Source organism: Streptomyces iconiensis (assembly GCF_028657195.3).
Lineage (GTDB): Bacteria > Actinomycetota > Actinomycetes > Streptomycetales > Streptomycetaceae > Streptomyces > Streptomyces iconiensis.
On sequence record NZ_JANCPR020000070.1, the window covers coordinates 23,279 to 39,946 of the forward strand.

Below are 16,668 nucleotides of genomic sequence, written 5' to 3' on the forward strand. Positions count from 1 at the left end.
AGGCTGGGGGAGGGCTGGATTCCGCGGCCGGGCCCGCCGTGCAAACCCGTCAGCGGGAAGGGCGCCTCCCGGACCGGGCCGGGGAAGACAGCTACACGGACGGGTCGTAGCGCCCGTCCACCGCGGTCCAGCCGCCGTCGACGGTGAGGACCGATCCCGTCACGAAGGTGGAAGCGTCGGAGACGAGGTACACCACGGCGCCGGCGATCTCATCCGCACGGGCCCACCGTTTGAGCGCCGAAGCCTGCGCGTACGCGTCGTACCACGCGGGGTCGGCGGCGATCTGGTCGGTGAGCGGCGTCCTGACGACGCCGGGTGCCACGGCGTTGAACCGCAGACCCGAGGGCCCCCACTCGGCCGCGGCCGTACGCAGCAGCTGTACGAGGCCCGCCTTGGAGGCGGCGTACACGCCCTGGCCCGGCTCGACCTGGAAGGCGCGCATGGAGGCGAGGGAGACCACGCTGCCCCGGCCGCGCTCGGCCATGGCGGGCGCGAACGCGCGGACGAGGCCGAAGTGCGCCCGGAGGTTGAGCGCGACGACGCGGTCGAACTCCTCCATCGAGTAGTCGGAGATCCGCTTGCGCACGTTGACGCCGACGGTCACCACGAGCCCGTCGAGCGTGCCCCAGTCGGCCGCGGCGGCTGTCACGGCCGACTCGTCGAGCACATCGAGGGTGACGGCACGCGCGGTGCCCGGCATGGCGCCCGGTGCGGCCTCGTCGGCGTTGGCGAGGCGCGCTGTCTCGGCGGCGCCTTCGGCGTGGCGGTCGGCGACCAGCACCTCGGCGCCCTGCGCGACCAGCGCGCGTACGGCCTCGCGGCCGATGCCTCCCGCTCCGCCGACGACGGCGACGCGCCGCCCGTCGAGCCGGAAGAGCTGTCCGTACCTCACCGCGCTCACGGCTTGATCACCGCCATCTTCGTCACCGTCAGTTCCTCGATCGCGAACCGCGGTCCCTCGCGCCCGATGCCGGAGTCCTTGACTCCGCCGTACGGCGCGACATCGCAGCGGTATCCGGGCACTTCGTTGATCACGACACCGCCCACGTCCAGTTCGTCCAGGGCGCGGAAGGCGGCGTCGAGGCAGCGGGTGAAGACGGCGGCGTGCAGCCCGTAGCGGCCGGCGTTGACCAGGTCGAAGGCCGCGTCCAGGTCGGGCACGGAGCGCAGGCACACCACGGGTCCGAAGATCTCCTCGTCCCACGCGGGCTGCCCGTCCGGCACATCGGCGAGCAGGGCAGGTGCCACGCAGCGGCCCTCGCGGGTGCCACCGGCCACGACCCGCGCCCCGGCGGCGCGTGCGCTCTCGATCCAGGCGAGCACGCGTGCGGTGGCGGCCTCGTCGATGAGGGCCGCCACGCGGGTGTCCTCCTCGCGGGGGTCGCCGACGGTCACGGACGCCAGCCTTTCGGCGACCTTCCGCTCCAGCTCGGCGGCGACGGGCTCCTCGGCGATGACCCGCTGCACGGCGATGCACGCCTGCCCGGAGGCGTAGTAGCCGCCGCGCACCACGGCGTCGGCCGCGGCGTCCAGGTCGGCGTCGGCCGCGACCACCAGGGCCGCGTTGGAGCCCAGTTCGAGTACGACCTTGCGGGGTGCGGCGTCCCGCGCGATGCGGTGGCCGACGGCGGCGGAACCGGTGAAGGAGACGGCGGCGACGGCCTCGTGCGTGGTGAGCGTGCGGCCCACCTCGGCGTCCCCCGTGACCAGTTGCACGGCGCCCGCCGGCGCACCCTCGGCGACGAGGCGTTCACGCACGAGGCCGACCAGCCACAGCGTCGCCAGCGGGGTCGCGGGCGCCGGCTTGACGATCACGGGGCAGCCTGCCGCCAGCGCGGGTGCGATCTTGTGGGAGGCCAGCATCATCGGGTAGTTGAACCCGGCGACCCCCACGACGACGCCGATCGGGCGCCGGGTCCAGAAGCCGGTCATGCCGTCCCCCGACGGCAGTCCGTCCAGCGGCACCGTCTCGCCGTGGATGTGCGCCACCTCGTCGGCCGCGGCCCGCCAGGTGGCGACGGCCCGTGTCACCTCCGTACGGCAGTCGGCGCGTGGCTTGCCCGTCTCCAGGACGAGCAGGTCCTCCATCCCGCCCGCGACCCGCTCCAACGCGTCCGCGACACCGCCGAGTACGGCCCTGCGGGTACGGGTGGGCAGCGCGGCCGTCTTCCTGCGGAGCGAAGCGGCGTGCTCGACGGCCTGCCGTGCCAGCGCCACATCACCGAGGGGCGCCTCGCTCACGGCACTTCCGTCGTAGGGGAAGGTCACGGGCGAGGTCGTGGCCGTGGGTACCCACCCTTCGCCGACGGGCAGCCCGTCGGGGAACTCCTTGGCCTGCCACAGGCTCATGCCTCACCTCCGGAGGTGAGGAAGTGGTGTGCGGCAGCCGCGTACACCCGCGCGTACTCGCCGATCTCCCGCACCTCGACGAACTCGTCCTTCTGGTGCGCGATCCACTTGCCGCCCGGCCCGTACACGACCGTCGGCAGCCCCGCGTCCCGGGTGAGGATCGTGCCGTCCGTCGTGCCCGGCACCGCACCGAAGGCGGGCGCCTCGCCGTGCACATGGGTGTGCCCGGCGACCAGGCCCGTGACGACGGGATGGTCCTCGGGGATCTCGATCGCGGGCCTGTCGTCCACGACGGTCAGCGACACGCTGACCCCGAAGGCGGCTGCGGCCTCCTCGGCCGACTCCCGTACCCGCGCCGTCAGTTCGGCGTGGTCGGCGCCCGGGACGGTGCGTACGTCGACGCCGACGACACCGTGTGCGGGGATCACATTGAGCTGCTCGGGGTCGCCGCCGAGCAGCACCGTCGGGGTGACGGTGACGCTGCCGGCGTGCGGGTGGGTGCCGTAGCGCAGAACGGCCCACTCCTGTGTCGCGGCCAGCGCCTCCACGATGCGGGCGCCCGCCGCGATGGGGCTGCGCCCCTCCTGCGGCATCGCGCCGTGCGCCATGACGCCCGCGAGATCGAGCCGCAGGCGGATGCCGCCGCGCGCCGACGTGCACACCTCGTACCCCTCGGGCTCGCAGACGATGACGCCGTCCACCTCACCGGCCAGCGGGGAGGCGGCGAACGCCTTCGCGCCCAGCATCATGCCCTCCTCGTCCGCCATGACGCCGAGGACGATCCGGCCGGGGAAGGGGCCGGCCTGCTGGAGCGCGCGCACGCCGTAGATCATCGAGGCGACGCCCGACTTCATGTCGGCCGTACCCCGGCCCCACATCCTCCCGTCGCGGATCTCGGCGCCGTACGGGTCGACGCTCCAGTCGTCCGGGTCGCCCTCCGTCACCACGTCCGTATGGCCTTCGAACATCAGGGTGGGCCCGGGGCCGCCGCCGCCCTCGACCACGGCGACCACGTTCGGGCGGCCGGGCGCCACCTCGGTCACGGTGTGCTCCCAGCCGAAGCGGGCGAAGAGCGCCGAGACCAGCTCGGCCGCCGGCTGTTCGACCCCTGCGGCGCCCGCTGTTTCCCCGGCGTGCCCGGCGTGCCCGGCGTGCACCGGGTGCCCGTCGTGCACGGTGCGCAGCCGCACCAGTTCCTGGGTGAAGGCGACGGCCGCCTCCGTGTCGAGCAGGGAATCCCACGGCTGTGCGCCGGGACCTGAATGCATAGAACCCTCCAAGTCCCCTGTCCAGAAGGCCAGACGACTGGTCAGACCAGTTGATCTTCCGTACTCTGCTCGTACGCCGTGGCCTCGGTCAAGAGGTCGGCGCGCACACAGAGCACAGGACACCAGAGGACACCCAGGAATGAGGCCCAGATGTCCGCGGATTCCGCCGGTGACGTGACGGGTGGTACGGCAGGTCACGTCTCGTTCCAGCCGGTGCGTCCGGTACGCGCGTACCAGCGTGTGGCCGAGCAGATCGAGGAGCGCATCCTCGGCGGCGACCTGCCGCCGGGGGCGCGGCTGCCCGCCGAGCGGGAGCTGGTACGGCAGTTCGCCGTGGGGCGCTCCACCGTCAGGGAGGCGCTGCGCGTCCTCCAGTCCTCGGGGCTGATCCGCTCGCGGCCGGGCGACCCGCTGGGCGCCGAGGTCCTGGGCGTCTCGCCCGACAACCTCAGCGAGGCGCTCACCCGGCTCACCCGCTCCCATCTGTCGGGCCTTGCCGAACTGGTGCAGTTCCGCATGCTGCTCGACGCGGAGAGCTACCGCCTCGCCGCGCGGCTGCACACCGGGGACGACCTCATACGCCTGGAGGCCCTCGCCGACCGCATGGAGGCATGCGTTCCCGCTGACCCGCACGCCTTCAGCGAGGCCGACGCCGGGTTCCACCGTGTCGTCGCCGAGGCGAGCGGCAACGCGCTCCTGGCGCTCTGCGCCCGCGCCGTCCACGCGGCCGTCGTGGAAGCGATCGAGAGCAAGCTCGTGGGCGACGACGCCGCCGACTGGATGCGCCGCTCGGTCGCCCACCACCGCCACATCCTCGCGGCGCTCCGTGGCGCCGACGGCCGCAGCGCGGCGGCGCTGGGCCGCGAGGCCCTGTACGACTACTACGCTCCGCTCGTCCCCGAACAGGACCGCATCCGCCTCAAGGCGGCGCTCGACTGACACCCCTGGCGGCACCCGACCGACCGTCCTGACGGCACCTGACGGCCGGCTTTCCCGGCGCTCGACCGCCGGGACACCGCCGTCGGCGCCGCCACCGGCGCGGATCGCTGAACCGGCCGCGTTCCTTGCCGCGTTCTCTTTGGCCGCGTTCCCCCTGGCCGCGTTCCCCCGATCGCGTTCCTGATCTCGGGCCGGTCCGGCGCCACGACGGGTGCATTCGTCAACGCGGCGGGCCCGCTTGCCAGTTGACCCCTCGGGAGGCGTGGGTTCTTTCCCGGCAGGTCGTGTGCAATCACCGGCTCTGTCAGGTGGAATCACCGGCTTTATGGGCACTCGGCGCCCATGTAGTGCTTCGGAACCCGATCAATCACGCAGGATCGCAGAGGGAGGAGTACGACCGTGAGCCGTGCCCAGGAAGAGCGCACCGAGGCGGAGAAGCTGCCGGATGAGGACGTGGTGGGGGTGCTGCTGTCCCAACACGCCCGTATCCGGGACCTGTTCGCGGCGGTGCGCACCGGGCCCGCCGAGCGCAGGAAAGAGACCTTCCACGAGTTACGGGCTCTTCTGGCGGTGCACGAGACCGCCGAGGAGATGATCGTCCGCCCTGTGGCGAAGAAGGTCGCGGGGGAGAACGAGGTCGCCAAGCGCCACGACGAGGAAGAAGAGGCCAACCATGTGCTGGCCAGGCTGGAGAAGATGGTGCTGGAGAGCGCCGAATTCCGTACGCTCTTCGCCGACTTCGAGCGCTCGGTGAGCGCTCACGCCGACAGCGAGGAGCGCGAGGAGTTCCCCGCGCTGCTGCGGGAGTGCGACCAGGAGCAGCGTACGAAGATGGGTAAGCGGCTGCTGGCGGTGGAGAAGGCGGCTCCGACCCATCCGCACCCCGCGACGGCGGGGTCGCCACCCGCGCAGTGGACGCTGGGTCCCTTCGCAGCCCTCGCGGACCGCGTACGCGACGCGGTCCGCTCCACTGCTGAGGGCTGAGCCCGTGCGCTGACACCGCCGCACACGGCGGGTGCACCGACGCACCGCACGCGCTTCCGGGGTCGCACCGTGACCGAGGGTGTGGTCCCGGGAGCGCGGCGGGTGCGGTGGGTGTGCCGCGGGTCGGGGTCAGCTCTGGCTCAGCGTCCCGGCGTCGGCCGAAGCGCCGTTGACGGCCTCCTTGTTCACCGGCTGCGCGCTCAACCGCTCGGCGGCCTGGATGTGTTCGTGTGCGGTGGCCAGTGCTGATTCGATGTCGCGGGTTCCGGTCGAGACGCACAGGGTGTAGCTGATGTCGGCGAGGTTCTGTCCGCCGGAGGCGTCTGTGTCGCTGGTGTGCTGGCGCAGTGCCTCGTACTGCGCGACGAGCCGGCGCAGTGTGTCGGGGTGCGCGATCATGCGGCCTCCTAGGAACGCGGGCGTCGGGGCCCGGAAGGCGGGAGCGGGGAGCGGGGAGCCGCGGGACGGGAGAACAGGGAAGAGCGCGAAGCAGCAGAGCGGCATGGCGGCAAAGCGGCAAAGCAGAAGGCGCCCCGGAAAGCGTTGGCGGTAGCGGGACGCGCCGTCGCTTCCCGGGGTGCCTCATCCCCTTCAAGAACCATCCACGGGTCCGTTACCAGTGAGTTACCCCGTGCCGGGAGCCCAAACGCGCCCTTGACGCGCCCTGTACGGCGGGCCGGCCTGCGCCGGTCAGGCGAGCACCCGGTGTGATCCCGGAACCGCCGGAGGCCCGGTACGGCGGGTGTATGCGCAGGCGTGGGTGGCACCCGGACGGGGGTCCGGCGCTCACAAGTGGCCGGGACCCTCGCAACGACCGAGGATGGAAACGCTCGCAAAACGCATCAATGCGGAGGAAACATGCCTGCTGGTTCGAACAAGAAGCGGGAACGGCAGTACGAGCACATCAAGGAGGGCGCCGAGGAACGCGGCACCTCCAAGGGGCGGGCGAAGGAGATCGCTTCCCGCACCGTGAACAAGGAACGGGCGCAGACGGGCGAGGCCAAGCGTGCCAGCCGTACGTCCGTCCGTGACAAGCCGGCGCCGGAGCGTGGCGGGCAGCGCTCGCACACCGGGGCCAAGGGGCCCACGCGCGATCAGCTCTACAACGAGGCACGCCAGCGGGGCGTCGAGGGCCGCTCGCAGATGAACAAGAAGCAGCTGCAGCGCGCGCTGGGCCGCTGATCCGGGCCCGCCGGACTCCCGTGCGGAATCCGGCGGCGCCGCCTTTGCCCCGCCCACTTGCTTGGTAGGGAGGCGAGACAGTGACCACCACCGCCCAGCCCCCGCGGTCCGGCCGCGGTCACCAGGACGCCCCGCCCGATACGGCGCACGACTTCGCCGAGCTGACCCGGCTCCCTGACGGGCCCGCGAAAAGAGAGCTGCGGGACTGCGTGGTCGCGGCCTGGCTCCCGATGGCGCACCGCCTGGCCCGCAGGTTCCGCAACCGCGGCGAGACCCTGGAAGACCTCGAACAGGTCGCCGCGCTCGCGCTGGTCAAGGCCGTAGAACGCTACGATCCCGCGCGCGGCCACGCCTTCGAGACGTTCGCCATCCCCACCATCACAGGCGAACTCAAGCGCCACTTCCGCGACAACATGTGGCAGGTCCACGTCCCCCGCCGGGTCCAGAACATCCGTAACGAGGTTCGCCGCAGCATCCGCGAACTGGAGTTGACCTCCGCCGGGCGCCCACCGACCACACAGGAGGTCGCCGGTCACTGCGGTCTGTCCGAGGACGAGGTGCGCATGGGTCTTGAGGCCCTGCACAGCTTCACCTCACTCTCCCTGGACGCCCCCGTCACCACGGGCGGCGTCCACGAGCGGGAGTTGAGGCTGGAGGACGCCCTTGGGGCCGGTGAGCCCGGCTACGACCACGCCGTCGACCGCGAGGCCGCCAAGACCTACCTGTGCCATCTGCCCGAACGGGAGCGGTACATCCTCTACCTGCGGTTCTTCCAGGAGATGCCTCAGCGCCGTATCGCCGAACGGGTCGGCCTCTCCCAGATGCACGTCTCCCGGCTCATCTCCACCGCCTGCCGCCACATCCGCGAAGCGGTCGACGCCGACCACCGCGTCTCCCGCTGGGGATGACCCGCGGACGCCCCATGGGCCGGTGGCCGGTGGCCGGTGGCCGGGGGCCGGTGCGGCTTGCTGCTATCCGGCAGCCGGCTCCACGAGCAGGCGCAGGTCGTCGACGGTGCCGAGCGTGGCGTCGGCGAGCCACTCAGCGGGGGTGGGGCCGCCGGTGTAGCCGAGCACGGGGATACGGGCCGCCAGCGCGGCCCGTACACCGGCCGGGCTGTCCTCGACCACGAGGCAGTGCTCGGGTGCGGCCCCGCACTCGGCCGCCGCGTGCAGGAACAGATCGGGCGCGGGCTTTCCGTGCGGTACGTCGTCCGTGCTGAAGACCCGGAAGCTGCCCTCCGTGAACCTCTCCCACAGCCCGGTGGCCCGCAGGGAATGGCGGATGCGCGCGTGCGCACCGCTGGAGGCCACGCAGTACGGGACGCCCCGGGCGTCGAGCGCGTCCAGCACCTCCCGTACGCCCGGCATGGTGTGCGGCGCCGCCTCGAACTCCGCGGCGACGCGCGCCTGGTACTCGGCGGGCCAGCTGTCGGGCACGGGCACCGTCGCGTGGGCCCGCAGCTGTTCCAGGAGGTAGGACTCGGGGGTGCCGAGAAAGAGCGCCCGCACGTCCTCGGGCGTGAGGGCCCAGCCGACCTCGGCCGCCATCGCCGCGACCACCTCCGGCCCGATCCGTTCGGTGTCGACGAGCACCCCGTCACAGTCGAAGATCACCAACTTCGCCCCTCCGAGGGCGCACGCGGCTGACGGGCGGGCGGGGGTACGCATCGGGCTCCCGGTGTTCGCGGTGTACGGAGGCGGCGGAACGCGCCGCCCGCCACTCAACCACGCCGCGCACGGGCACCGGCGTGGGGCTCCCAGCGATGCGGCCTGACTGGACCGGTCTGACTTGAAGCGCGCCGCGCGCCGCCGCGCCTACAGCGGCAGTGCGCAGACCGCGAGGGGTGCGGGGAACGGGCGGCCCGTGGGGGAGAGGGCGCCGGTGACGCGGTCCACGTGGAAGGTGCTGACCGTGCCGCTCTTCTGGTTGGCGGCGAACAGGAGCCGGCCCGAGGGGGAGAGTGCCAGGTGGCGGGGGAAGTCGCCGCCGACGGGGACCGTGTCCAGCAGGCGCAGCCGTGCGCCGCGTGCCTCCACGGCGTAACGGGTCACGCTGTTGTGCCCCCGGTTGGCGAGGTAGGCGAACCTGCCGTCGCGCGTCACCGCGAACTGCGCCGGGTAGCTCTCGCCCGGCCCGGTTCCCGTTCCGGTCGACTGCGCGCTGCCCGGAGCGAGACGGCCGGTGCGCGGGTCGTAGGCGCAGACCACGGCGGTGTTGTCGACCTCGTTCGCGAGGTAGGCCCACCGCCCGCCGGGGTGGAACGTGAGGTGGCGCGGCCCCGCACCGGGCCGCACCGTCGCGCGGGAGACCGGCGTGAGGCGGCCGGTGCGCGTGTCGAGCCGGTAGGTGTAGAGCGTGTCCGTACCCAGGTCGACCGCGAGCACATGCCGGCCGTCAGGCGCGGTGAAGATCTGATGCGCGTGCGGCCCCTCCTGGCCAGGGCCCGGCGGCGGGCTCGTATGGGTGACGAGGTCGGTGCGCTCGCCCAGCGCGCCGTCCCGCGCGACGGGGTGCACGGCGACGCTCCCCGACAGATAGTTGGCGCTCAACAGCCAGCGCCCTCCCGGGTGTACGGACAGGTGGCAGGGCCCCGCGCCTCCCGTGCCCTGCCTGCCGAGCACCTCGGGCGGCGCGCCGGGGCGCAGCGCGACGGCGGTCACTCCTCCCTCGACGCCCGCCTCCAGCGACTCGTTCACGGCGTAGAGCGTGCGCCGGTCCGGGGAGAGGGCCAGGTAGGAGGGGTTCTCCACGCCGCTCACCACGCCCCTGGGCGTGAGGTGCCCCGTGCGGAGTGTGTAGGCGGCCAGGCCGATGCCGGTGCCGCCGCCTGGCTGCCCCGTGTACGTGCCGAGGAACAGCGGCCGGCTCCCGGCGGAACCGCCCTCCCGCGGGCTGCCGTCGGCCGTCTCCCCGTGCGGGTTCGCCCGGGCCGTTCCGCTCGCGGCTCCGACGGCGAGTACGCCGGCCGCCGTACCACCGGCGGCCAGGGAGAGGAAGCGGCGCCTGTCCGAGGGCGGTCCGTGCTCGCCCTGGCCGCCCCGCTGCTCCGGCCCCGCACCCTGCGTCACGTCGTCGCGCACCGCGCAGCCCCTCCCGCTCATGGTCGTTGCCGCGAGCCAGAGTGACCCGAGTTGACCCGTGAGACAAGAGGTGCAACCTGAAGTGCGCCAGGTGCAACGGAAGTTGCCCGGGCGACCTTGACGTGCGTGCGGGATACACCGAGGCTGACGGTGATCACAGAGCCCGCACGGTGGCCACGGTGCGGTACGAGGGTGGCCACGCCGCCGCCCCGTGATCGCCGCACAGCCCTGACGCGCCACGCACACCGCACCCCCTACGGGAGGCCGCATGTCCGCCGTCACCAGATCCCACGCAGCGCTCATAGCCCTTGCCCTCTTCGCCGCAGCCGTACCGTCCGTCGCCACCGCGGCGGGCGGTCCGGGTGGCGCGCGAGGGGCCGGCGGCGGGGACGGTCCGCCACGGGCGGACAGCGGGGGAGCCCTGCCCGTCGTCTCGCCCACGCCCCAGAAGACCGGCCGCGCGGGCCAGGACGTACGGCTCGGCCACGAAGCGGAGATCGTCGTGGGCGAAGGCACCGACGCCGCCGCGCGCCGCCTGCTGACCGAGGTACTGCGCGACAACGGGATCCGCGAAACGGACGTACGCGCACGCCCCTCGGGCCGTGCCCGGCTGACCGTACTCCTGGGCGAGGCGACCCGCCCCGACGTGGCGAAGGCGCTGCGCGGCACCGAGGTGCCCAGCGAGGCCGAGGGGTACGGGGTGCGTGTGCACAAGGACGGCCGGCGGGGCGGCACCGTCGCGCTCGGCGGCACCGACGCGGCCGGCCAGTTCTACGCGGTGCAGACCCTGCGCCAGCTCATCACCGGGGCGCACGGCCCACGCCGGGTCGCGGGCGCCTCGATCAGCGACCGGCCCTCCATGCCGCTGCGGGGCACGATCGAGGGGTTCTACGGTCCGCCCTGGACGCAGGACGAGCGCCTGGACCACATGGACTTCCTCGGCGACACCAAGGCCAACACGTATGTGTACGCGCCCAAGGACGACCCGTACCACCGCGAGAAGTGGCGCGATCCCTACCCGGCCGACAAGCTCGCCGAGCTGGGCACGCTAGTGGACAGGGCACGCGCCAACCATGTGCGCTTCACGTTCGCCGTCTCGCCCGGCACCTCCATCTGCTACTCGGACCCGGGCGACCTCAAGGCGCTCAAGGAGAAGCTCAGTTCGGTGTACGACCTCGGCGTGCGCGACTTCTCCGTGCCGCTGGACGACATCAGCTACACCAAGTGGAACTGCGAGGGCGACCAGAAGAAGTACGGCGCCCCCGGGCGCGCGGCGGCGGCCGAGGCGCAGGTGGAGCTGCTCAACGCCGTACAGCGCGAGTTCGTCGCCACGCACGAGGGCACCAGGCCGCTCCAGATGGTGCCCACCGAGTACGGCGACCTGACCGAGACCGCGTACAAGAAGGTCCTGCGCGAGAAGCTGGACGGCGCCGTCGAGGTGATGTGGACGGGCACCGACGTCGTGCCGCCCGAGATCACCAACGAGCAGGCGGAGCGCGCCTCCGAGCTGTTCGGGCGCAAGGTGTTCGTCTGGGACAACTACCCGGTCAACGACTTCGACCGCACCAAGGGCAGGCTGCTGCTCGCCCCGTACGACAAGCGCGACCCCGGCCTGTCCGGGCACGTCAGCGGCATCGTGTCCAACCCCATGAACCAGGCGGCTGCCAGCAAGCTCGCCGTCTTCACCATCTCCGACTTCTCGTGGAACGACCGCGGCTACGACCGCGACCGCTCCGGCAGGCAGGCAGCCCGCTATGTAGCCGGCGGCGACCCGCGCACCACGGCGGCCCTGCGTACCTTCGTCGACCTCAACCACGCTGCGCCCACCTTCGGCGAGGAGCCGTGGCAGCCCCAATCCCCTGTGCTCAGCGGCCAGTTGCACGCCTTCTGGAAGAAGTACGCCACCGACCCGGCCGGCGCCGTACGCGATCTGCGCCCCGTCGCCGACGGCATCGCGAAGGCACCCGGCACCCTCCGCGAGGGCATCGAGGACCGCTACTTCCTCGCGGACGCCGCCCTGTGGCTCGATGCCACCGAACTGTGGGGCGACGCCATGCGCCAGGGCCTGCGCGTACTGACCGCGCTCCGCGAGGGCGACAAGGACGCGGCGGCGAAGGCACGCTCCGCCATGGACAAGGCGGCAACCGCCGCGTCCGAGATCACCGTCGACCCGGAGGAGCACCACCAGGTCGGCCCCGTGAAGATCGGCGCCCCGTACATCGCGGACTTCCTCTCCCGCGTACGCACGGCGCAGGACGCCTAGCGCACCGGCGTCCACCAGGTCGGCCGCCGCAGTTGCCCCGGCACCGGAGGCTCCGGTGCCGGGACGGTGTCCGTGGATCAGGCCGGGCGGCTCAGTCGAACACGAACGGCCCGGGAGCCTGCTGAGAGGTCGCGTTGCAGGTCACGGTGATACCCAGGACCGTGACCTGTAGTGATGTGGCCTCCAGGGAGTCGCCGGAGGCGACCGTGCCGTTCAGCGGGCCGCTGGAGACCGGGCTGCCGGCCGGGAGGGCCGGGCTGGCGTTACCGGTGAACGCCGTGCTGCCGGTGCCGTTCTTGCTGAGGGTGAGCTTCGAGGAGACGGACCCTGCCGCAAGGTCGATGGGGGAAGTGATCGCGCCGGTAGTGACCGTGATGGTCGCGGCGGTGCCGTTCTGGGTCGCGTCGAGTGTGGCCTCGCCGGATCCCCACGTGCCGCAGTCGAAGGAGATCGTGGCGGTTTGCGGTTCCACCGCGTAGGCGCTGGGCGCCAGCGCGAGCGTGCCGGCGACGGCGATGCCGACGCCCAGGGTCGTGCCTGCTGCGAATCTGCCGTGTCTCATGAAGTTCCGCCTTCATGTGTGGGGGCAGCCCAGGGCCTGATGACTGGTCAGATTCCGGAATCGCTCCCATTGAGGCACCGCGATCTTGAGAGGGCAAGGCCGATCCGGGGATTTTCTCGGCATGTCCAAAACACAGCGCCGCTCCGCCAGTTCAACCTGCTGGTCAACCTCTTGACGATGCCGGACCGTTCCGTGATCTGTGACGCGGAGTCCCAGGCTCAGGGAAATCTGGACCGGGACAGTGCCTCTGTGATGCCGATACTGACGGCCTACCATCAGCTACCGGGTCTAATCGCAGTGCACCGGGCTTTAGCCCAAGGAGCGGAAGTCAAAGGCCGAATCGCTCTCGCAAGCGGCATCCGTGGCCATGATCGAGCAGGTACGAAAGGGCATCCCATGACGACCGAAGCCCCCCGCTGGTTCACGTCCTCCTACAGCGACAACGGCGGCGACTGCGTTGAGGTTGCCGCCAACCTCGCGGCCTCGTGCGGCGTGGTTCCTGTGCGCGATTCCAAGGTGGCCGACGGCCCCGTGATCATGTTCGGCGCGACGGCGTTCTCCGCGTTCGTCGGCGCTGTCCGTCACGACGCCGTCTGACCTTCGCGCCCCTGCGGCCCCTGACAGCCGCGGGGGCGCGGGAAGTTGGCCCCGTTCCGGCTCAGGAACGGGGCCTCTTCGTGTCTCCGGGGCGTACCGCGGAGCCCGTTGGATACGCGCAGGCCCTAGCCTCGGCCCATGCACATCGAGACGAGCCCGACGGCGCTCCTCGCCCGTGCCCGCGCGCTGCGGGACAGGGCGGGGCGTGCCGTCCTCGGCATCACGGGTGCGCCGGGAGCGGGCAAGAGTACACTCGCCGCCGCGCTGGCAGCCCAACTGGGGCCGCACGTGGGGCAGTTGCCGATGGACGGCTTCCACCTGTCCAACGAGGTCCTCACCGCGCTCGGCCGCCGGGAGCGCAAGGGCGCGCCCGACACCTTCGACGCGGCCGGATACGCCGCACTGCTGTCCCGGTTGCGGGAGGCCGGCGGCATGGGCGAAGTGCTGTACGCGCCGCGCTTCCACCGCGAGCTGGAGGAGTCGTTCGCTGCTGAGATCGCGCTCGGCCCCGAGATCGCCCTCGTGGTGACCGAGGGCAACTACCTTCTGCTGCCCGGAGATCCCTGGGCGCGGGTGCGGCCTTTGCTGGACGAGGTCTGGTACGTCGAGCCGGACGAAAAGCTGCGCCTGCGCCGCCTGGTGGACCGCCACATCGCCTACGGCAAGACCCGGCAGGAGGCCACCGCCTGGGCGCACGGCACCGACCAGCGCAACGCCGCGCTCATCGCCCGTACCCGGGAAACCGCCGACGTGGTGGTCCGGCTGCCGGGCTGAAGTCGCCTCCGCCCGGGCCTCGGTGATGCCCGGTCCCAGTCCTCCCGCCCTCAGTCCTCCTCCCGGCCTCAGTTCTTCCTGGCGAGTCCGCCGGCCATCAGGCTCTGCCCCACGGTGAGGGGGAGCCCGACGGGCTTGTCCGGCCGCCACCGTGGCAGGTACGTGACTCCGGGATCGACGAGTTCGAGCCCGTCGAAGTACGCGGTGATCTCCTCCAGCGTCCGGAAGCGGCCCGTTCCCAGATCGGACAGGAGTGCGCTCTCCAGCTGTGCCGCGTCGGGGCTGGAAGCGCAGAAATGGGTCAGGAACAGATGGCTGCCGGGCGGGAGCGCGTCGACGTAGCGCTTCACGATGCCCGCGGGGTCCTCTTCGTCGTTGAGGTGGTGGATCACGCCGAGGAGCAGCAGTCCTACGGGCTCGCCGAAGTCGATGAGCCGCCGCACCTCGGGGTGGTCCAGCACCGTGTCCGGCTCGCGAAGGTCGGCGGTGAGCAGCGCGGTGCTGGGGTCGGCGGCGAGGATCTCGCGCCCGTAGGCGGACACCGCCGGGTCGATGTCCACGTACACGACGCGGGCGTCGGGCGCGGAAGCGCGCGCCGCCTCGTGCGTGTTCCGTACGGTCGGCAGGCCGGAACCCAGATCCAGGAACTGCCTGGTCCCGGCCTGTGCCAAGTACCGCACGCCCCGGCCCAGAAGGGCCCGGTTGTAGCGGCCCACATCGCCGATCTCGGGCACGATCCGCAGGGCCTCGTCCGCGATCGCCCGGTCTACGGCGAAGTTGTGCTCCCCGCCCAGCACCGCGTCATACACCCGCGCGATGCTGGGCCTGCTCGTGTCGACACCCTCTGGAACCCGCTCCACCATGCCGCCCCCTCAGTTCGGCACAGGATGCCCGCACCTGGCGAAGGGGTCCACAGCCCTCACACCGCTGCGTCGCCCCGATTCGGCTCGGGGGACGGCCCCGGCATGCCGTCGGCCAGGTCACCGGTGCCGTTCCTGCGGCGCCGGACGAGATAGCCGCAGAGCACCACGACGAGGGTCAGGGCGCTGGCGAGGAAGTCGGCGCGGGTGGCGGGCAGGAAGGCCATGGCGAGGATGACGACGGCCATCGCGCCGACCGTGAACCAGCTCAGGTAGGGGAAGCCCCACATCTTCAGCGTCAGCGCCCCCGGGTCCTCGCGCTCCAGGGTGCGCCGCAGCCGCAGCTGTGAGAGGGCGACCAGCAGATAGACGAAGAGCGCGACGGCGCCGTAGGAGTGGACGATGAAGGAGAAGACGGTGTCGGGGGACACATAGGCGAAGATCACCGACACATAGCCCAGGACGGTCGCCAGCAGGATGGCGCGGCGCGGCACGCCGTTGCCGCTCAGCTTGGTGAGGCCCTTCGGCGCGTCACCGTTGCGGGTGAGCGCGAAGACGATACGGGAGGCGCTGTAGAGCCCGGCGTTGAGCGCGGACAGTACGGCGACGAGGATGATCGCGTTCATCACGGTGTCGGCGGCCGGAATGCCGATGTTCTTGAGCGCCGCCACGTAGGGGCCCTGTTCCACGCTGCCGTCGTTCCACGGCACGATGGCGACGATCAGGATGATGGAGCCGACGTAGAAGAGCAGCACGCGCAGGACGACCGAGTGCGTCGCGCGGGCCACGGCCTTGCGGGGCTCCTTGGACTCCGCCGCTGCCAGCGCCGCGATCTCGGCACCCGTGAAGAAGCCGACGGCCGGGATGACGGAGGTCAGGATGGGGCCGATGCCCTCGGGCGCGAAGCCCCCGTGCGCGGTCAGATTGCTCGCGTCCGCGTGCGCGCCGGGCCACAGCCCGACGAGGAAGACCAGTCCGACGACGAGGAAGACGCTGATCGCGCCGACCTTCAGCGCGGCGAACCAGTACTCGAACTCGCCGAAGGACTTGACGGAGAACATGTTGACCGCCGTCAGCAGCAGCATCAGCACCAGGCTGATGACCCACAGGTCGATGCCCGGCAGCCAGGCGTGGATGATCGTGGCCCCTGTGACGGCTTCGAGCGCGACGACGTTGACCCAGAAGTACCAGTAGAGCCAGCCGATGGTGAACCCGCCCCAGGAGCCGAGCGCGAGCCGTGCGTAGGCGTAGAAGGAGCCCACGGCGGGTCGTGCGACGGCCATCTCGCCGAGCATCCGCATCACCAGGATGGCCAGCAGGCCGGCCAGCAGGAACGAGATGATGACGGCCGGCCCCGTCTCGCCGATGATGACGCCGCTGCCCACGAACAGCCCGGCACCGATCACCCCGCCCAGCGCGATCATCGACATGTGCCGCTGCTTGAGCCCGTTCTGGAGCCCGCCCCCGCCCGGGCCCCCGTCTCCGCCCGTCTCGTCGGGCGCTGCTTCAGCCGTGGAGGCGCCCGGGCCCCCGGGCACTCCGCCGGCCCCGGGTGTGTCGTCGGCCCCGGGCTCACCTTTCACCGTGGTCGTTCTTGCGGGCCTGACTGGGTTGCTCTCTCGCACGGGGGTCCCATCTCCGTCGGGGAATGACGCGCTGTGTGGGGTGTGTGGGATGTGGAGTGTGGTGGGGGTGTGGGTGCGGCGGTGCGGGCGCTGTCCGCCCCCCCCCCCCGCCGGTCGGTAAGCCCTGCACGCTCCGCACGACGTCGGCCACCCACACCACGAAGCCGCCGAGCACCCCGCCC

At 71.9% G+C, this 16,668-nt stretch carries 16 protein-coding genes; 7 read left to right on the forward strand and 9 right to left on the reverse strand.

What is annotated here, in order from left to right:
• Positions 1 to 91: 91 nt before the first annotated feature.
• From NMN56_RS39670 to NMN56_RS39680, 3 genes are read right to left on the reverse strand one after another with little or no spacing between them, the layout of a single operon-like run.
• Positions 92 to 901 (reverse strand): SDR family NAD(P)-dependent oxidoreductase, encoded by an 810-nt coding sequence (locus NMN56_RS39670; RefSeq protein ID WP_274041487.1) that lies wholly within the window; start codon positions 899 to 901, stop codon positions 92 to 94.
• Positions 898 to 2,349, reverse strand: coding sequence for an aldehyde dehydrogenase family protein (locus tag NMN56_RS39675; RefSeq protein ID WP_274041486.1), 1,452 nt, complete (start codon positions 2,347 to 2,349; stop codon positions 898 to 900). Before NMN56_RS39675 ends, NMN56_RS39670 begins: the two co-directional genes overlap by 4 nt.
• Positions 2,346 to 3,617: a M20 family metallopeptidase gene (locus tag NMN56_RS39680; RefSeq protein ID WP_274041485.1), complete on the reverse strand. Its 1,272-nt coding sequence runs from the start codon at positions 3,615 to 3,617 to the stop codon at positions 2,346 to 2,348. Before NMN56_RS39680 ends, NMN56_RS39675 begins: the two co-directional genes overlap by 4 nt.
• Before the next feature lie 150 nt (positions 3,618 to 3,767).
• On the opposite strand from NMN56_RS39680, the gene NMN56_RS39685 reads away from it, so the two are divergent.
• Both NMN56_RS39685 and NMN56_RS39690 read left to right on the forward strand, forming a co-directional pair.
• Entirely contained in the window at positions 3,768 to 4,556 is a 789-nt protein-coding gene (locus NMN56_RS39685; protein ID WP_274041484.1) for a FadR/GntR family transcriptional regulator, read from the forward strand.
• Positions 4,557 to 4,955: 399 nt separating this feature from the next.
• Complete coding sequence (locus NMN56_RS39690; RefSeq protein ID WP_274041483.1) at positions 4,956 to 5,540, forward strand: hemerythrin domain-containing protein; 585 nt, start codon at positions 4,956 to 4,958, stop codon at positions 5,538 to 5,540.
• A gap of 129 nt (positions 5,541 to 5,669) precedes the next feature.
• On the opposite strand, the gene NMN56_RS39695 is transcribed toward NMN56_RS39690, so the two are convergent.
• On the reverse strand, positions 5,670 to 5,939 hold the full coding sequence (locus NMN56_RS39695) for a DUF5133 domain-containing protein (RefSeq protein WP_274041482.1): 270 nt from the start codon (positions 5,937 to 5,939) through the stop codon (positions 5,670 to 5,672).
• Positions 5,940 to 6,398: 459 nt separating this feature from the next.
• On the opposite strand from NMN56_RS39695, the gene NMN56_RS39700 reads away from it, so the two are divergent.
• Entirely contained in the window at positions 6,399 to 6,722 is a 324-nt protein-coding gene (locus NMN56_RS39700) for a plasmid stabilization protein (protein ID WP_274041481.1), read from the forward strand.
• 80 nt (positions 6,723 to 6,802) lie between these two features.
• Positions 6,803 to 7,630 carry a SigB/SigF/SigG family RNA polymerase sigma factor gene (locus NMN56_RS39705; RefSeq protein ID WP_274041480.1) on the forward strand — a complete coding sequence of 276 codons (828 nt, stop codon included), beginning with the start codon at positions 6,803 to 6,805 and terminating at the stop codon, positions 7,628 to 7,630.
• Between the two features lie 63 nt (positions 7,631 to 7,693).
• On the opposite strand, the gene NMN56_RS39710 is transcribed toward NMN56_RS39705, so the two are convergent.
• Together NMN56_RS39710 and NMN56_RS39715 are read right to left on the reverse strand one after the other, a co-directional pair.
• Positions 7,694 to 8,392 carry an HAD family hydrolase gene (locus NMN56_RS39710; protein WP_274041479.1) on the reverse strand — a complete coding sequence of 233 codons (699 nt, stop codon included), beginning with the start codon at positions 8,390 to 8,392 and terminating at the stop codon, positions 7,694 to 7,696.
• A gap of 147 nt (positions 8,393 to 8,539) precedes the next feature.
• Positions 8,540 to 9,805 (reverse strand): lactonase family protein, encoded by a 1,266-nt coding sequence (locus NMN56_RS39715; protein WP_430542832.1) that lies wholly within the window; start codon positions 9,803 to 9,805, stop codon positions 8,540 to 8,542.
• Between the two features lie 268 nt (positions 9,806 to 10,073).
• Between NMN56_RS39715 and NMN56_RS39720 the strand changes: the two genes are divergently transcribed.
• Positions 10,074 to 12,068 (forward strand): glycoside hydrolase family 84 protein, encoded by a 1,995-nt coding sequence (locus tag NMN56_RS39720; RefSeq protein WP_274041478.1) that lies wholly within the window; start codon positions 10,074 to 10,076, stop codon positions 12,066 to 12,068.
• Positions 12,069 to 12,159: 91 nt separating this feature from the next.
• Here NMN56_RS39720 and NMN56_RS39725 read toward each other — a convergent pair whose 3' ends face one another.
• Complete coding sequence (locus tag NMN56_RS39725; RefSeq protein WP_274041477.1) at positions 12,160 to 12,630, reverse strand: hypothetical protein; 471 nt, start codon at positions 12,628 to 12,630, stop codon at positions 12,160 to 12,162.
• Between the two features lie 396 nt (positions 12,631 to 13,026).
• Between NMN56_RS39725 and NMN56_RS39735 the strand changes: the two genes are divergently transcribed.
• The gene (locus NMN56_RS39735; RefSeq protein WP_274041476.1) at positions 13,027 to 13,227 is read left to right on the forward strand and encodes a DUF397 domain-containing protein; all 201 of its coding nucleotides are present in this window, start codon (positions 13,027 to 13,029) and stop codon (positions 13,225 to 13,227) included.
• 138 nt (positions 13,228 to 13,365) lie between these two features.
• The gene (locus NMN56_RS39740; protein WP_274041475.1) at positions 13,366 to 14,001 is read left to right on the forward strand and encodes a nucleoside/nucleotide kinase family protein; all 636 of its coding nucleotides are present in this window, start codon (positions 13,366 to 13,368) and stop codon (positions 13,999 to 14,001) included.
• A 68-nt stretch (positions 14,002 to 14,069) separates the two neighbouring features.
• Here the strand turns inward: NMN56_RS39740 and NMN56_RS39745 are convergent, their stop codons facing one another.
• Positions 14,070 to 14,864, reverse strand: coding sequence for an SAM-dependent methyltransferase (locus tag NMN56_RS39745; protein ID WP_274041473.1), 795 nt, complete (start codon positions 14,862 to 14,864; stop codon positions 14,070 to 14,072).
• Positions 14,865 to 14,920: 56 nt separating this feature from the next.
• Positions 14,921 to 16,444 carry an amino acid permease gene (locus NMN56_RS39750; protein ID WP_274041472.1) on the reverse strand — a complete coding sequence of 508 codons (1,524 nt, stop codon included), beginning with the start codon at positions 16,442 to 16,444 and terminating at the stop codon, positions 14,921 to 14,923.
• Positions 16,445 to 16,668 lie beyond the last annotated feature (224 nt).

Excerpts from the sequence above, each read along its gene's own strand:
- NMN56_RS39740 (WP_274041475.1), top strand. The coding sequence starts at position 13,366 with ATGCACATCGAGACGAGCCCGACGGCGCTCCTCGCCCGTGCCCGCGCG.
- NMN56_RS39695 (WP_274041482.1), bottom strand. The coding sequence starts at position 5,939 with ATGATCGCGCACCCCGACACACTGCGCCGGCTCGTCGCGCAGTACGAG.
- NMN56_RS39710 (WP_274041479.1), bottom strand. The coding sequence starts at position 8,392 with ATGCGTACCCCCGCCCGCCCGTCAGCCGCGTGCGCCCTCGGAGGGGCG.
- NMN56_RS39675 (WP_274041486.1), bottom strand. The coding sequence starts at position 2,349 with ATGAGCCTGTGGCAGGCCAAGGAGTTCCCCGACGGGCTGCCCGTCGGC.
- NMN56_RS39745 (WP_274041473.1), bottom strand. The coding sequence starts at position 14,864 with ATGGTGGAGCGGGTTCCAGAGGGTGTCGACACGAGCAGGCCCAGCATC.
- NMN56_RS39725 (WP_274041477.1), bottom strand. The coding sequence starts at position 12,630 with ATGAGACACGGCAGATTCGCAGCAGGCACGACCCTGGGCGTCGGCATC.
- NMN56_RS39700 (WP_274041481.1), top strand. The coding sequence starts at position 6,399 with ATGCCTGCTGGTTCGAACAAGAAGCGGGAACGGCAGTACGAGCACATC.
- NMN56_RS39680 (WP_274041485.1), bottom strand. The coding sequence starts at position 3,617 with ATGCATTCAGGTCCCGGCGCACAGCCGTGGGATTCCCTGCTCGACACG.
- NMN56_RS39685 (WP_274041484.1), top strand. The coding sequence starts at position 3,768 with ATGTCCGCGGATTCCGCCGGTGACGTGACGGGTGGTACGGCAGGTCAC.
- NMN56_RS39735 (WP_274041476.1), top strand. The coding sequence starts at position 13,027 with ATGACGACCGAAGCCCCCCGCTGGTTCACGTCCTCCTACAGCGACAAC.
- NMN56_RS39720 (WP_274041478.1), top strand. The coding sequence starts at position 10,074 with ATGTCCGCCGTCACCAGATCCCACGCAGCGCTCATAGCCCTTGCCCTC.